13 protein-coding genes are annotated in these 14974 nt (G+C 38.9%); 3 read left to right on the top strand and 10 right to left on the bottom strand.

From position 1 onward, the window contains the following. Positions 1–28: 28 nt before the first annotated feature. Positions 29–3082 (bottom strand): DNA polymerase III subunit alpha, encoded by a 3054-nt coding sequence (locus J2Y38_RS22585; RefSeq protein WP_309847123.1) that lies wholly within the window; start codon positions 3080–3082, stop codon positions 29–31. 4 nt (positions 3083–3086) lie between these two features. Next, complete coding sequence (dinB, locus tag J2Y38_RS22580) at positions 3087–4271, bottom strand: DNA polymerase IV (RefSeq protein WP_309847121.1); 1185 nt, start codon at positions 4269–4271, stop codon at positions 3087–3089. 396 nt (positions 4272–4667) lie between these two features. Here dinB and J2Y38_RS22575 point away from each other — a divergent pair, with 396 nt between their 5' ends. After that, entirely contained in the window at positions 4668–5114 is a 447-nt protein-coding gene (locus J2Y38_RS22575) for a response regulator (RefSeq protein WP_309847119.1), read from the top strand. Positions 5115–5222: 108 nt separating this feature from the next. Here J2Y38_RS22575 and J2Y38_RS22570 read toward each other — a convergent pair whose 3' ends face one another. Then, positions 5223–5462 (bottom strand): DUF6965 family protein, encoded by a 240-nt coding sequence (locus J2Y38_RS22570; protein WP_309847117.1) that lies wholly within the window; start codon positions 5460–5462, stop codon positions 5223–5225. A 619-nt stretch (positions 5463–6081) separates the two neighbouring features. Here J2Y38_RS22570 and J2Y38_RS22565 point away from each other — a divergent pair. After that, positions 6082–6894 carry a T9SS sorting signal type C domain-containing protein gene (locus tag J2Y38_RS22565; RefSeq protein WP_309847116.1) on the top strand — a complete coding sequence of 271 codons (813 nt, stop codon included), beginning with the start codon at positions 6082–6084 and terminating at the stop codon, positions 6892–6894. Between the two features lie 521 nt (positions 6895–7415). On the opposite strand, the gene J2Y38_RS22560 is transcribed toward J2Y38_RS22565, so the two are convergent. From J2Y38_RS22560 to J2Y38_RS22530, 7 genes are all read right to left on the bottom strand, one after another. Then, a complete protein-coding gene (locus J2Y38_RS22560; RefSeq protein ID WP_309847114.1) occupies positions 7416–7706 on the bottom strand; it encodes a hypothetical protein in 291 nt (96 codons plus the stop codon). Between the two features lie 889 nt (positions 7707–8595). Further along, positions 8596–8718 (bottom strand): hypothetical protein, encoded by a 123-nt coding sequence (locus J2Y38_RS22555; protein ID WP_309847112.1) that lies wholly within the window; start codon positions 8716–8718, stop codon positions 8596–8598. An 823-nt stretch (positions 8719–9541) separates the two neighbouring features. After that, positions 9542–10678 (bottom strand): chromate efflux transporter, encoded by a 1137-nt coding sequence (gene chrA / locus J2Y38_RS22550; RefSeq protein ID WP_309847110.1) that lies wholly within the window; start codon positions 10676–10678, stop codon positions 9542–9544. Beyond that, a complete protein-coding gene (locus tag J2Y38_RS22545) occupies positions 10662–11099 on the bottom strand; it encodes a DoxX family protein (RefSeq protein ID WP_309847108.1) in 438 nt (145 codons plus the stop codon). The genes chrA and J2Y38_RS22545 overlap by 17 nt, the downstream gene beginning before the upstream one ends. 2 nt (positions 11100–11101) lie before the next feature. Continuing rightward, positions 11102–11293: a hypothetical protein gene (locus tag J2Y38_RS22540; protein ID WP_309847105.1), complete on the bottom strand. Its 192-nt coding sequence runs from the start codon at positions 11291–11293 to the stop codon at positions 11102–11104. Between the two features lie 119 nt (positions 11294–11412). Then, positions 11413–12582, bottom strand: coding sequence for a chromate transporter (locus J2Y38_RS22535; RefSeq protein WP_309847102.1), 1170 nt, complete (start codon positions 12580–12582; stop codon positions 11413–11415). A 1508-nt stretch (positions 12583–14090) separates the two neighbouring features. Then, positions 14091–14339 carry a hypothetical protein gene (locus J2Y38_RS22530; RefSeq protein ID WP_309847098.1) on the bottom strand — a complete coding sequence of 83 codons (249 nt, stop codon included), beginning with the start codon at positions 14337–14339 and terminating at the stop codon, positions 14091–14093. Between the two features lie 98 nt (positions 14340–14437). On the opposite strand from J2Y38_RS22530, the gene J2Y38_RS22525 reads away from it, so the two are divergent. Further along, positions 14438–14905 (top strand): JAB domain-containing protein, encoded by a 468-nt coding sequence (locus J2Y38_RS22525; RefSeq protein WP_309847096.1) that lies wholly within the window; start codon positions 14438–14440, stop codon positions 14903–14905. Positions 14906–14974 lie beyond the last annotated feature (69 nt).

Below are 14974 nucleotides of genomic sequence, written 5' to 3'. Positions count from 1 at the left end.
TCACATTTTAGTTGTACTTGTTTTTATTTCAGCTGTTCATTTTATGTCTTGGAATATTGATTTCATGTTCCTGAGGATAAGGGGCACGATGGGTCATGCTGACATCTTCACGGAGTTTCTGCTGCATTTTATACTTCCAGTCATTTTCATGTTCATACCGGGGATCAGGGATAAAAGGCATTTTAGCCATTTTGATAACGGTGATAGTAGGGAAGTGATAATCCACCTCTACATTGCCCAGCAGCAGATAACAGCCTCCTCCCTGGAAAGGGTATTCCTTTAAGCTTCCCGTGAAATGCGCCGTATCAAAAAGTTCACCCTCGGCATCTATCCAGGTTCCGAAATACATGGCGCCCATTTTAGTGGGCACATGTTTGCGTGAGATCAGGTAGGCCAGCATGCGCACCTGTTTTTTACGATGCAGCAGTAAGTCCTTTGCCATCACATCCCCTCTGAAGGAAGTCTGCAGCAGGTCAAACGGGGAACAGGATACCGGAAAGCCGATAAACTCAATTTCATCAAAGGCATCTTCGAAGCGGGAGCGTTCCAAGGCGGGAAGCTTAAACTCTTTGGCGGGTTCCTGAAGAAGCTTCAGGCTGCTGCCGGGTTTGAAATTAACCAGCAGAAGTCTGGAGATCACCAGAAGCTGGTTTTTGGTTTTGCCGGTGAAACGGAAAGCCCCGATAAAAATCAGGATCTGCACCCCTTCAATGCCGATCGGAATACGGTTGATGAAATCCTCCAGTGATTGATAATCCCCATTTTTCAAACGTTCCTCTTCAATCATAAAAGCCGTTTTGGATTCGAGCCCCTGCAGGTGCATAAAACCCAGATAGATGTCTTTTCCGTATGTTGTAGTTTCATAGCTGCTTTTATTCACGCAGGGGGTATGAATCACGCCTCCGGACATCCTTGCTTCATGCACGTAGACTTCGGTACGGTAAAACCCGCCCTGATTGTTGATAACAGCTACCATGAATTCGATGGGATAATTCACTTTCAGATACAGGCTTTGATAGCTTTCCACAGCATAAGATGCGGAGTGTGCCTTGCAGAAGGAATAACCTGCAAAGGATTCGATCTGGCGGTAGATTTCCTGACTGAGCGCCAGAGGATGTCCCTGGGAAGCACACGATTTAAAGAAATTATCCTTTACTTTCTGCAGTGCGGCCTTGGATCGTCCTTTGCCAGACATGGCACGGCGAAGGATATCCCCATCGGCGGCCGGAAGCCCGCCGTAATGCTGTGCAATTTTGATCACGTCTTCCTGATAGACCATGATACCATAAGTCTCTCCGAGCTGTTCTTTAAATACAGGATGGAAATAATCAAATTTATCGGGATGGTTGTGGCGGTAGATGTACTCTTTCATCATTCCGGACTGTGCCACCCCGGGACGTATAATGGAAGAAGCGGCCACCAGTGTCCTGTAATCACCGCACTTCAAACGGCGCAGCAGACCGCGCATGGCAGGACTTTCGATATAAAAACAGCCGATTGTTTTTCCTCTGGAGAGAAATTCGTTGCAGAGCGCCTCGTCTTTGGAAATGGAAGTATCACGGATGTTAATTCGTATTCCTGTATTTTTTTCAATAATCCTGACGCTGTCATCGATATGTCCGATACCGCGCTGGCTCAGGATATCAAATTTCTCCAGTCCGATATCCTCGGCAGTGTGCATATCGAACAGCACAATAGGGAAACCCTTTGGGGGCATTTCCAAAGGTGTGTAATTGGTAATGGGTTCTTCAGAGATCAGGATTCCGCAGGAATGCATACTGCGCTGATTAGGGTATTTTTCGAGCATCATCCCGTACTGCTGCACCTGTCGGACCACTTTATTGGAAGGGTGAAGGTTCATCGGATTTTTGGCCAGGGCATCGAGTTCCTCTTTCGGCAGTCCGAAAACCTTGCCGACTTCACGAAAAATCGAGCGGTATTTGAATTCCACATTAGTACCGCAGAAAGCCACATGGTCTGTCCCGTAACGAGAGAATATGTATTCCAGAATGGTATCACGTTCTTTCCACGACCAGTCAATATCAAAATCAGGAGGGCTTTTGCGGTTCAGGTTCAAAAAGCGCTCAAAATACAGGTCTAGTTCCAGGGGACAGATATCGGTAATCCCCAGGCAATAGGCGATAATACTGTTGGCCCCGCTGCCGCGCCCTATATGCATAAAGCCCCTGCTGGTGCTGTAACGGATAATGTCCCAGGTAATGAGGAAATAGCCGCTGAACTCCAGCTGGTCGATTACTTTCAGCTCTTTTATCATTCTAGCCCCGGCCTGGGTATTCTCTTTTCCGTAGCGCCGCTCAAGCCCCTGATGGGCAAGGACGGTCAAAAGCTCGATATCGGCCTGACGGCTGTGGGTAAAGTATTTTTTATTTTTAGGAGTAGTAAAATCAAATTCAAAATTGCACTGTTTTATAATGTACTCCGTATTGGAAATGATCTGCGGGTACTGCTGATAAAAGAAGCGCAGTTTCTCCAGCGGTATCATCACATCCGATTCCCTGCAGAAATCTTCGGGTTTAAGTCTGGAGCCTAAAACATTCAGGTCTATGGCACGCAGTATCTTATGAAGCTGATATTCGGTTTTGGTGCGAAATGCCACTGGCTGGAGCACCACCATTTTATGCTGCCTGCTTTTCCACTCTGATAAAACCAGTTTCTGCAGCTCTCCGGGCTGAATACCTATGAATTCATTCTCTTTTAATGCCTGAGGCGCATTTTCAAGGGGATAAATAAAGTAAGTATCTGCAATATCAGGGGCATTCAATGGCAGGGGAGTCCCGTCAAAATTATGGCTGGTCAAAAAACGGTTCATGCCGGCAAGGCCTTGCGCATTCTTCGCCAGTCCGATATAACGCAGCTGATGCCGGCAGCGGAATTCCATCCCTACAAGAGGCTTAATTCCTGCAGCATCGCAGAGTTTTATAAACTCGTAAATTCCCGTCACGGTATTGATATCGGTGAGTGCCATCGCCTGGACACCCAAAGAAACAGCCAGCTGCACGAGCTGCTCAACAGGAATGGTGCCGTAACGCAGGGAGTGGAAGGAATGGCAGTTGAGATACATGGGATCAGGGTTTGCGTTTTAAAATTTCATTTTTGCTGTTGGGTTTAAAAGAAGCCCCCGCGCAGCGCATTACCGCGTCAAAGCCGTAGCGGTTTTTCATCCTGTCCATAGCCTGGTAGAGTGAAAGCATTTCCTCGGTATCATTGAAAAGATCAATCTGATAGGTGCCCCTGACAAGACCGCTGAATGTAACTCCGATAAGGCGCAGTCTCATTCTGCGCTGGTATAATTTATCGAAAAGATCCTGCACTGTCTTGGTCAGGATATGATCTGCCGAAGTACGCTGCTGCAGACGGCACTGCATGGTTTCTGTATCAAAATTAGCGTAGCGTATCTTTACTTTTACAGTGGATGCCAGCCACGCCTCGGAACGCAGCTGGTAAGCCAGTTTTTCCACCATGCCCAACAGCACCGTGTTTAACATGGGGATGTCAATGGTATCTTCCGGAAAAGTTTGCTCGCTGGAGATTAACTTTCTTTCCCTGTAAGGCTCCACCGGGGTATTGTCAATGCCGTTGGCTTTTTTCCAAAGCTCGATCCCATTTTGTCCGATCATACGCTGCAGGGCTTCTGCCGGCATCTCAGAAAGGGTCTGAATTTTCCTGATGCCGATGCGGGAGAGCAGCTGAAAAGTCTTTTCCCCGACCATCGGGATTTTCCGGATGGAAAGCGGATTCAAAAAAGACTGCACCAGATGCTCGGGTATCTCCAGGTTCTGTTTCTGTTTGCCTTCGCCCGTACCGATTTTTGATACGGTTTTATTAACAGATAGGGCAAAGGTGAGCGGCAGGCCGGTTTCCTTTGTGATGCGCTTGGCGAGCTCATCGGTCCATTTATAGCTGCCGTAGAATTTGTCCATTCCGGTAATGTCCAGATAGAATTCATCGATGCTTGCTTTTTCGACTATAGGGGCTTGCTCCTGAATGATTTCCGTAACCTCATGAGAGAGTCTGGAGTACAATTCCATATCACCTTTCATAATCCTGGCCTGAGGGCAGAGCTTCATGGCCATATGGATGGGCATGGCCGAGCGTACCCCAAACCGGCGGGCTTCATAAGAGCAGGAGGCCACAACACCTCTCTCGCCTCCGCCGATAATCAGCGGAATGCCGTTAAGCTCAGAATTGGTCAGTCTTTCGCAGGAAACGAAAAACGTATTCATATCAATATGTACAACTGCCCGGTTCATCCTCTATTCTTTTATACAAAAAACAAAATTAGCACAGATGGTAACAATTTGCTGTTTGTAATATGTTATAAATGATAACAAAATTTAAAACTTCTTGTTTTGCAGGTGCTTCAAAATATTGAAAAATACGCTTCGTGTGCTTTTATTCAGAATTTACGGCAGGGCAGATTAAAGAAATATTTATTGATGAAGAGGTACTGTTTTGAGCTTTTAGGTTATTATTGCTGGAAGCTGTTTTTAATGCTTTGCTTGGAAAGAAAAAATAATTATCTTTGTAAGATTGAATTGTTCCACAAATATTCGATCGTTTATCGGTTTAAAAAGGCTTATTTTTTTATATAAACCCCTGCAGATTTAAGATGCATAGTATCTTGCTGCACTATAAATTTGAAAGCCATGTCACAGCACCAAAACGCACAAAGAATTATTTATCTTGCAGACGATGATGAAGATGACAGAGTATTATTTTTGGATGCGCTGCAGGATTTGAATCTGTCTGTTGACCTTCTACAGGCATCAGACGGGCAGCAGCTGCTGAACGCCCTTTACGATGCAGAGCATCTTCCTGAAGTCATTTTCCTTGATATTAATATGCCGGGCAAAAACGGTTTTGACTGTCTTACCGAAATACGAAATGCGCAGGGGGATTTGAAAAAGGTTAAGGTCATTATGTTCTCTACCAGCAGCAGCCCTTCCAACATCAAACTTTCTGATGAACTCGGGGCGGATTTTTATGCTGTAAAGCCCAGTACATATAAAGGTTTAAAAGATATTCTCATACAGGTATTGGATAAGGGGCTCAATAAGAAAAGTAAAAACAAGAAAAAATTCCTGCTGGTTTAGACTTTAAAAAGGAGTCAAAAGAAAAAACTGCCGCTTGAAAGTACAGCAGGTCGGCTTTCATCTTTTAATCTTTATTTTCAAGCTAAAGCGGAACGCTGCTTCATTTTCTTATTCCGGCAGATTTTCTGTTGGGAGCTGCTGTGAAGCTGTACGTTTCATATGCAGGTAAAAATCCTTAAGGTGCCACCAGGCCGGGCACAGCTCCAGGGGACCGCTAAAATTACGGATGCCGGTATAACAGCTGTTTAAAAAAAGCTGTGAATCTGTAATTTTAGCCCAGGGTTTCCAGTCTACTTTCTCAGTAGCAGGCGTGTTTTCAAAATAGCGTTTTATTTCTTCGGGAGTCATAGGGCAAAATTAAGAAAAAATATACCTCAGTCAAGAAGTAAAGCCTTGTTATTGCTGCAATACGTGTGTTTTTTAACTATAGTTCCCCCGCCAGGCTGAGCCTCACAGAATTGCCTTTTGCAGATAACGGTTCCACAGCTATTCCAGACCAGATAATATATCCATAAGATTCCTCAGTAGGATTTAGGAAAGCCGGCAGTATTTTAAACATGGCTTGCGGTCTGCTGTTTCCAATTTACTACTCAATGCCTTACTTGAATTACATCAAAAGGCAGCTGATCCATTAAGTGTTAAAATTATGCTTATTTTTTATAATTGTTTTTTATTGTAAATAAATTCGTATCTTGATGTAGTATTTGAATCGACAAACGGCTGAAAAAAACGTTGTACGCCTTACAAGGGTTTGTTTGTCCAGCTCGTATCTGTTTTCAGCCATTGATTTATTAAATACGATTATAAAATTAAATATCATCAATAAGGAAAAAAAACAGACATCATTTTATCTGTATTTTTAGTTTCAGAACACTTATAATGCTGCTGTTTTCTGATCATGATATTTAAAATTTAAAGAAAATCAGGTATCCTCATAAATCTTTTTACTATTTAAAATTATCGTATCATGAAAAAACTTTTTCCATTACCCACAGTGTTTTTTTCTATTGGATTGGTTCTTCTGCCTAATTTCGGGCCAGTCCGCAGCGCTGTTCAAAATCCGGTAACTCTCAGAAGCCTAATATCCGGCACTGTACTGGAAGAGGAAAGACACCGCGTCTGGCTTAATCTGACCAATACCCAGGGGCTTTTCAAACAGATTTTGATTGGATATGTACCGGGAGCCACCAACGGATGGGATCAAAATTACGATGCCCTTACAATGGATGCGAACCCCTATGCGGATTTTTACAGCATAAACGAAGAAAGAAAACTTGTTGTTCAGGGGCGTGCTGTGCCATTTGATACAGCCGATGCTGTTCCACTGGGATACAGGTCCGCAATTACGGGAGACCTGACTATTTCCATTGATCATGCAGATGGGGATTTTCTTCATCTGGATGTTTATCTGGAGGATAAGCAGACCGGTAGTATCCACAACCTGAAAAATGGCGGCTATACGTTCTCCACCCAGACAGGGACTTTTCAGGATCGTTTTGTAATTCGATACAACGATAAGACCTTAGGAACAAATGACCCTAAAATTATCACCCGGCAGATCAGTGTGGCCGTTAAAGATAAAGCCATCCAGTTAAAATCCTATCAGGCCGCATTAAAAGAGGTCTGTGTTTTTGATATTAGCGGAAAATTACTTTACCGCAGCCCCAAAACCGGAACATCGGAATTAGAAATTACCAGCATTAAGTCAGGCCCTCAGATGCTGCTGGTTAAAATTACCCTGGAGGATGGATATACCCTGACAAGGAAGATCCTTTTTTAGGGTATCGAACAGAAAAAAACAAAGCCGGCCGCGCGGATATCAAATGGATTCCGCCGGCCTTTTTTTATGCGGGAGCGGAGCACATACCGTTTAATTCCATCACAAAGGCCGGGCACAGAGGTGCGGTGCGCCGCAAAAAATTCCCCCATAAATGCAGGACATCTGTCCTGGAATACTGTAAGTTTATTGGGGAATCCTGTAAGCCAAAGTTCATTATACTGTTGTAAATTTGTATAGATACTGGTAATGCTGCTGTTTAAATCAGTCAGAAAATAACAGGGGACCGGCGGGGTTCGTCTGGAGGTTCTGTCCCAAATGATTTAGTTAGTTACCGCATACCATTTCAGGCAACCGCCGGCCGCCGAAGACTCCCTTTTTAGGGAGTTTTTTTCGTTTAACGGCATAGTCTTCCGGCAGAGCGCTAAAAATGTATCGTAAGGGCATCCTCGATATCAAGGATTTCATAATTGGCAGACTGTCTGTTGCAGAATATGATCCTGTCCTGGTACATGTGATAGTATTTATAGTGAGGCTTTACAATGATTTCGTTTTTGGAAATTGATAAGTCCAAAGAGCCCATCCTTGGCACACCAGACCCCGTCCTCCTGTTCGCCCTGATAATAATACATCAGTCCTGCCGGGTTGATCACAAATAAATCATCCTTAAAGGTGTGTCTGATCCAGTTGTATTGAACAGCGATAACGGGGTTTCCTTGATGATCAAAAATGTCCCATTTTCCGCCATTCAGAGTATAAATAACATGCAGCAGCTTCTGCTTGGTCCGATTCATAGTCAGAATAAATAAGGTCATAAAGCGGCGGAATTATAATGTTGAAATGCTCATCCAGCAGTCCCTGACTGCCAATCATAGCCATAGTACTTATTAACCGTCTGCTGTAAGAGAAATATATAGATTTAAATTCTAAGTGTAAATCCACTGTATTGTGAAATGAAATAAAGATAAAAGCCCGTCAGATTTAACATAGTATGTTTGATCTGCGGGCCTGTCCATAAACATAATCTTCCATTTTATGCTTATCAGTATGGGTAAAATTAAAACGGTTTAAACTGGGAACTTTTGTAAATATCAACAGCAGGTCTGCATTTTTTGTTATATAATTTTTATCGGTTATTATATAATGATAAGGCATTGCGATTCTTAAGAAAAGATATAAAAGATAAAAGATATAAAACGATATAACTATTTTGAAGTCTCAAAAAAAATCTTTTAAATAAGAATTTTAAAATAGATAATAAAACAAACTGTGGCTCGTGGTATAAAAAAATAAGAGCCACAATCCATTACATTATTGCTATAGTCCAATCTTATATATAGTTTAAAGCGCAGGCTTCAAATTTTGTTTATAGATAACTTACTGCTGATTTGTGTACATGAAATAAAAGTTTAATTTTACCTTTGCATTTATATATCTCCTTCTTACTTGTCATTACCAAATAATCCTTCCTAATTGTGTCTACACTGTGGACACAATTGGACACTTATAAAGTTATATTGTCATTTTATTACAATTATTGAAGTATACAGTTTCGAACCTAAGCTAGACAGGCTCGTATTTTACTGGATTTCTTGTTTTTGAAAATACAATGTGTCACGATTTTGCCACAAAACGCAGGCTGGTGGAATATCTTTAAAAACAGCCTTAAGTTTTTGTGGCAAAAAAGGTATCCACTCCATCTGTTTAAAAATATTCGTCTTCAATAAGTTTTGGAATAAAATAAATTAATTCCATTATGGTATATTGTTTTGGAAGGACATAATTATTAACAATAATTGTCGGCGCAAACATTAGGTTGTTTTTCATATTTGACCAAAATTGTTCACTTAAAATTTTATCTAATTTTAATTCAGTTTCGGTTGAAATTTGTGTTAAAAATAATTTCTCATCATTCTGATCTTTCAACCATTCATTTAAAACTGAATGAAATTTTTTTCTCCGTATTTTATATATTGAAATAGTGATTGTCGATGTATCTTTTCTGATATTTTAGGACCATGATCATTTTTGTTAAAATTAAAACGAATATCAATACACACATCATTATAATTATTTAATAAAATTTTCTCTATAATAAGAGGAATATCTTTACAAAGATTACTAAAACGGATTAATTATCATTATAATTATTATTTGATTACTTTTTGAAATGACATCAGACTTATTCTTTTAATTTCAATCCATACCGGTTGTTAGATTAGAGTTAATTGCAAAAGATTTTACTATCTATTTTAATCAGACCTTTAATAGTGATGGAACTTCTGTCAGTATTTGAGTTTAAAAAAGATATGACCCCGATCATTCAAAAATATTAACGCATCTAGAGTATTGCTTGCTTTTCGTTTTCATTCGACAAATCGTTTGTAAATACTGTTGTAAAGATACTGACTTGATTAAGAAGACTAGTCAACTCTTCTATAGTACAGTTCGTTCCGTACGTATCTGCCGGCAAATATCTGCAGAACTTTTATATAAAAAATTAGTAATGTTCCATAAAATAAATCCTTTATCTAAATTTACGAAAAACTAGCTCAATTTAGATTGTTTTGAGTATTTAAATTAGCATTTATAGCTATTTGGTAGGTATTGCTGTAATTATTGTAGGGGCAATTGGAATCAATTTGAACTTTTAAAATCCAATTAAAGTCAAAAGATATCCTACTAGTGAACCTCCTAAAACTATAAAAGCACTATTGATTTTCTTGTAATTAAATGTTATGATAATACTTAAAAAAGCGATTAAAATAGTTCTCCAATCTATAATAGTTTCTTTTCCCATTTCTAAACAAATAGAAAGTATAATTGCTATTGAAGCAACATTTATAGCATCTAAAAATGTAGAAAACAATTTAGAATTCCGAATTTTTTTTATCATTGGATTTAATAATGCAACAAAAATAAATGATGGTAAAAAAATGGCAATTGTTGAAATTAACGCTCCTGCAAAACCATTAATTTGATATCCAATAAAAGTTACTGCTGAAAAAACTGGACCAGGCGTAAATTGTCCCACTGCGATTGCGTCAATTAATTGTGTTCTTGACAAAAGTCCTGTTGAAACTAATTCTGCATCAAGAAAAGCGAAAAGCACATATCCACTTCCATATAAAATGGCCCCAATTTTTAAGAAAATCAAGAATAAATTTAAGTTTGTTGGAGAAACTCTACTGGTGTTTGAAATTTGGAAAAGTGTAAGCGGAATAAAAGCATTTATGCTTTTATTCCTGTTTTGTTTTAAATAATAAATGATTAATGCCAATATTCCTGCACCAAACATTAAAATTATTTCATTGTAATTTAGAAGTGAAAGCACCAAAACTATGCCTGCAATAATTCCTAATTGAATTGTTTTTAAGGATTTTTTTGCCAAAGGAAAAATTGCCGAAAATATAATGACAATAATTGCTGGTTTTATTCCATATAAAAAAGGTTGTACTTCTGGAACTTGTCCATATTCTTTATAAAACCAAGCAAAAAATCCTGTTATGATTACAGCTGGAAAAATAAAACAAATTCCCGCAACAATCAATCCTTTCCAACCTGATTTTTCGTGTCCAATGTGAATAGCCATTTCGGTACTATTGGGACCGGGTATTAAGTTTGTTGCTCCAATTAAGTCAAGAAAATGTTGTTCAGTAAGCCACTTTTTTTTAACAACTACTTCATCCTGCATCATTGCAATATGAACTGCTGGGCCGCCAAAACCAATAATGCCAAGTTTTAAAAATAATTGTGCTATTTCTTTTAAATTAGTTTTTCCTTCCATTTGGGCTAATTTTCTTATCCAGCGACCATTTTCCTGCACCTTCTATCAAAAGAAAAACTCCACCCAGGAACATTGCCCAATCGGTTCTACTGCCGTGAAGCATTTCCCAAAAACCATCATTTTTAAGAACTTCCACTTTTGTTGTTGCCATTGCAACAAGCATAATTATAATAAGTGGAATACTCGCTAAACGTGTAAAAAGACCAATTAGGATTAACACGCCACAAAGTATTTCGAAAAAACCAACAAAACTGCCTAAAAAATCTGGAGATGGTAAACCTATTTTAGCAAATCTTCCTGCACCTAAAGTATCAGGAAATAAAAATTTTTGTATTCCTTCGGAAAAAAATACTGCGCCAACTATTAAACGTATTAAAATAGTTGTTTTTGAATTGTCTGTATGCACTAATTTTTGCAACATAATTAATTTTTAATTTGAAAATATTGATTAGAGAAAGGAGGTTTTTTAGGAACTACGATTACATTATATTGGTGATTTGCAGATTGATGACAAGAATTACAAGAATTGGTTAGGTTCATATAATTTCTCTGAAATATTTCTTTATTCTTTTTTAATATAGAATTACTCAAGATATTCATTGATAAATTAATCATTCCAATTGATTTAGTTTCTTATAAATAGAATTATCAGATAAATTTTTCGAAAACGCATTGGTTGTAGGAAGGACCACTGCAGCCCTTAAGAGGCTGCCATTTTAAAAAGTTTTTTCTTTTCATAATAGTACTAATTTGATGATAAGGCCTAAAACAGCCGCTATAACAATAATATAAGGTTCTTGTATTTTCTTTATATAAAGTAAAGCAAAAATACTCAGAATAGCGATAAGAGCTGTTGGAAGGTCAATCATGCTTCTCTTGGCAATTACAATAACAGATCCTACCAGCGCACCTACTACTGCTGCAGTGATACCATCGACAAAGGCTTTGACAGGTTTATTTTGTGCAATTTTTTTGAAGTAGGGAGCCATTGCAATGGTAAATAAATAACAAGGTAAAAATGTTGCCAGTGCTGCTACCAGAGCGCCTAGGAATCCATCAACCAAGTAGCCAATAAACCCTACTGTTATCACAACAGGACCTGGCGTAATCATGGCCACGGCCACAGCATCGAGAAACTGCTGTTCGGTGAGCCATTGATTTTCTATAACAACACCGGAATGCAGGAAAGGGACAATTGCCAGTCCGCTTCCAAAGACAAAGGTTCCTGCTGTAGCAAAGAAAACAGCTATTTTGGTAAGTGTTGTGCTTTCATAATCCCAAAAGGCAATTGTAAAAAAAGCCAGTGTGTTTATAGTTTTAAGGTTCCACCATTTAGGGGGAGCTTTTATGATCATATAGAGAAGTCCTGCGGCGACAAAAAGTAAAACCTGTTCCTGTTCGGTAGCGTAAGTTATGATTATGGCAAGGATAAAAAATAACCACAACAGCCATTTTGATTTAAAGGATTCCGGATTGAATTTACCGATGGATTTTAAGGTAAGTTTATAGGAACTAAGTGCAATAATTCCAATTACAGCTGCTCCAATACCATAAAATACAGCTTGTATCCATGATAGACCGCCATATACTTTGTAGACCATTCCCAGCAATACCACCATAATAAAAGAAGGAAGTACAAAAGCAAGCCCGATCAACGTAGCACCCAGAAATCTATAATGGACAAATCCCAGATAAATTCCCAATTGGGCAGCCAGTGGCCCAGGAGCTAATTGCGCCAGTGCCAAGCCTTCTCTGTATTCTTCTTCGGAGATCCACTGACGATCCTCTACCAGATCTTTATACATATAGCCCACCAGGGCAATGGGACCTCCAAAGCCTATGGTGCCAAGTTTTAAAAAATAGAGCATTAATTCTTTTAGACTATATTTTGGGTTATCGATCATGGTCCTGTTTTATTTTAAAAAGCGATTCCAAATTGAAAGCCTGATGTAAAAGCAGCAGTCATTAGCAAAACGAAGAGAAAGTGGCACAGCTAGAAAGCAGCAGCTATTACTGTTCTTAATTATCGTTTTATTAAATACGGGTGTTATCCCGTATCTGCCGCTTGGTTCGAAAACAGCCCTGAATAGAATGGAATATCTAAATAACATTGTTTTGTTTTTATTATAAAAAACAAAATTATATTTATTACACTGCTATAAATAGTATCCTGTTTACTTTTTGTATATGGATTACTTTTTTTTTACGATAAGAAGACGGTTTTTTACCCGCGTGTTGCTTGAAGATTCTCGTAAAATGACTTTAGTCTGAGAAACCGGTCATATACGCTGTTTCGGACTATTGGACTACAATGGCAAAATATGGATCTGGGATTTATGAACTCAAACCAGCAGCGTATAACCACTTCTGGCCCCGATTTTTATACTACAACAAACTATATTTATGAAACAGATGTTTTTCTGTTAAACTTTAGTTATAACCTTAATAAATTAAATAGTAAGACTAAACTGCCCTCCAGTGAATTAGGAGAGAAGGAATTTTAGAACTAATCCAAAAATATTTCGAATTTTAAAAAATCATAGACAATTCGTAACAATATAACCCTGAAATCATTGACATTTTATTAGAGAGGAAAATCATGACTGAATAAAAGAATACAAGATGTATCTTATATTTTATTCTACATATTCAATCAATATATAAAAGTTAAGAATAAGCTATTTCGAACGGTTCTGTCGCATCTGGGAATAACTTTTATAATTTTAAACCCATTGAAAAATGAATACTAAAGTTCATTGTTATTCAAAAGATATAATTCTTCAGGCAGTATATTTCAAATTAAGATTTACACTTAGTTATCGTGATGTTGAAGAAATAATAAAAATTTGGGAGTGCTTGTGGATCATGCCACGATCCAACGCTATGTTTATAAGTTTGCACCTTTCATTGAGTTAGAGATGAAGAAGAGAAAAGGCAGAGTAGGGACGAGCTGAAGATTGGATTAGCCCTATATAAAAGTATAAGGTCCAAATCGATCGATTTCTTAAGTAATTACAAAAGATGTAACTTTGAAGAAAAATAAAACAAACTATGAAAACTGCTAGATTTTTCAAATACTTATTATTCACTACTTTATTGATGTTATTTGTCACAAGTTGTAGTGTTCATAATGTTCATAACTCATCTTCAAACTCGGGGAAAATTCCCCCTGGGCAAGCGAAAAAGATGTCAGGAAGTAAGAGCGCAAAAGCTTACGCACCAGGTCAACAGAAAAAAAACTAAGCAGTCCTTAGTTACTTCTTTATTAGCCCCGTTCATTTTAATTGGACGGGTTTTTTTGTGACCAGTAAGAAATTAGAGGTGCATGATTCGATATCTTTTTTATATATTAATTAGATGTGGATATGCTTATGAAAATTGCATACATAGTTAAGGGTGCATTTTTGCACACTTAACTATTTAAATACTCTAATATATTCCTGTCGGCCGCCCCACTGTTTTGAAAGCCGGCGAATTGTTTTTCTCTCTTTTTTTTGCTCTTTTGATCTGTACTTGTTCTGCTGTCTGTCGAAGGCTTAATTTCCATTTCCAGCAGCCTGCTTCCGTTTCCGCCTTTGAAATGCGAGGAAGCATATTTGCGTTTAATTCCATCACAAAGTTCGGGCACGGGACTGCGGTTCGCCGCAAAAAATTCCCCCATAAATGCAGGACATCCGTCCTGCTTTATTGCGTTGCTTTCTGCGCTCGCTTTCCTATGCCCGCGGGAGGTGCTGTTATTAATCTTAAATAGACAGTATCATGAAAACAACAGAAAACAACAGCTGGAAAACCGTATCAGAAATCGACCTGATTTACAAAACCAAAGTTAAAAGCTCCGAAAGACCTCTCATTACTTCTTCGAGATCTGCCTGGGAGCTTCTCAGGGACTGCTGGGATCCGAATAAAATTGAACTCATCGAGCAGTTCAAGGTGCTGCTGCTCAGCCAGTCCAATAAAGTACTTGGCATTTATGAAGCCTCTTCAGGAGGCATCACCGGAACTGTCGTAGACATCAGGCTGCTTTTTGCGGCAGCCCTGAAAGCCAATGCCGTAGGGTTCATCATTACCCACAATCATCCCTCGGGAAAGACAGTTCCTTCAGAAGCCGACAGGGGCATTACCAGAAAGATCAAAGAGGCAGGAGAGCTGCTGGATATCAAACTGCTGGATCATCTGATCCTAACAGCAGACAGCTATTATTCCTTTGCGGATGAAGGCGCCTTATAGCGCCTTTTTCTGGTTTTTTTATTCTTTTTATATTTTGGTTCGGCCCATGCCGTTAGGGCTTGGAATACT

This window comes from Flavobacterium sp. 2755, from assembly GCF_031455715.1.
Taxonomy (GTDB): domain Bacteria; phylum Bacteroidota; class Bacteroidia; order Flavobacteriales; family Flavobacteriaceae; genus Flavobacterium.
Note: the sequence above shows the minus strand (reverse complement) of the source record. Positions and strands in the feature narration are given on the sequence as shown.

Excerpts from the sequence above, each read along its gene's own strand:
- J2Y38_RS22585 (WP_309847123.1), bottom strand. The coding sequence starts at position 3,082 with ATGTATCTCAACTGCCATTCCTTCCACTCCCTGCGTTACGGCACCATT.
- dinB (WP_309847121.1), bottom strand. The coding sequence starts at position 4,271 with ATGAACCGGGCAGTTGTACATATTGATATGAATACGTTTTTCGTTTCC.
- J2Y38_RS22575 (WP_309847119.1), top strand. The coding sequence starts at position 4,668 with ATGTCACAGCACCAAAACGCACAAAGAATTATTTATCTTGCAGACGAT.
- J2Y38_RS22570 (WP_309847117.1), bottom strand. The coding sequence starts at position 5,462 with ATGACTCCCGAAGAAATAAAACGCTATTTTGAAAACACGCCTGCTACT.
- J2Y38_RS22565 (WP_309847116.1), top strand. The coding sequence starts at position 6,082 with ATGAAAAAACTTTTTCCATTACCCACAGTGTTTTTTTCTATTGGATTG.
- J2Y38_RS22560 (WP_309847114.1), bottom strand. The coding sequence starts at position 7,706 with ATGACCTTATTTATTCTGACTATGAATCGGACCAAGCAGAAGCTGCTG.
- J2Y38_RS22555 (WP_309847112.1), bottom strand. The coding sequence starts at position 8,718 with ATGAAAAACAACCTAATGTTTGCGCCGACAATTATTGTTAATAATTAT.
- chrA (WP_309847110.1), bottom strand. The coding sequence starts at position 10,678 with ATGGAAGGAAAAACTAATTTAAAAGAAATAGCACAATTATTTTTAAAA.
- J2Y38_RS22545 (WP_309847108.1), bottom strand. The coding sequence starts at position 11,099 with ATGTTGCAAAAATTAGTGCATACAGACAATTCAAAAACAACTATTTTA.
- J2Y38_RS22540 (WP_309847105.1), bottom strand. The coding sequence starts at position 11,293 with ATGATTAATTTATCAATGAATATCTTGAGTAATTCTATATTAAAAAAG.
- J2Y38_RS22535 (WP_309847102.1), bottom strand. The coding sequence starts at position 12,582 with ATGATCGATAACCCAAAATATAGTCTAAAAGAATTAATGCTCTATTTT.
- J2Y38_RS22530 (WP_309847098.1), bottom strand. The coding sequence starts at position 14,339 with ATGGGGGAATTTTTTGCGGCGAACCGCAGTCCCGTGCCCGAACTTTGT.
- J2Y38_RS22525 (WP_309847096.1), top strand. The coding sequence starts at position 14,438 with ATGAAAACAACAGAAAACAACAGCTGGAAAACCGTATCAGAAATCGAC.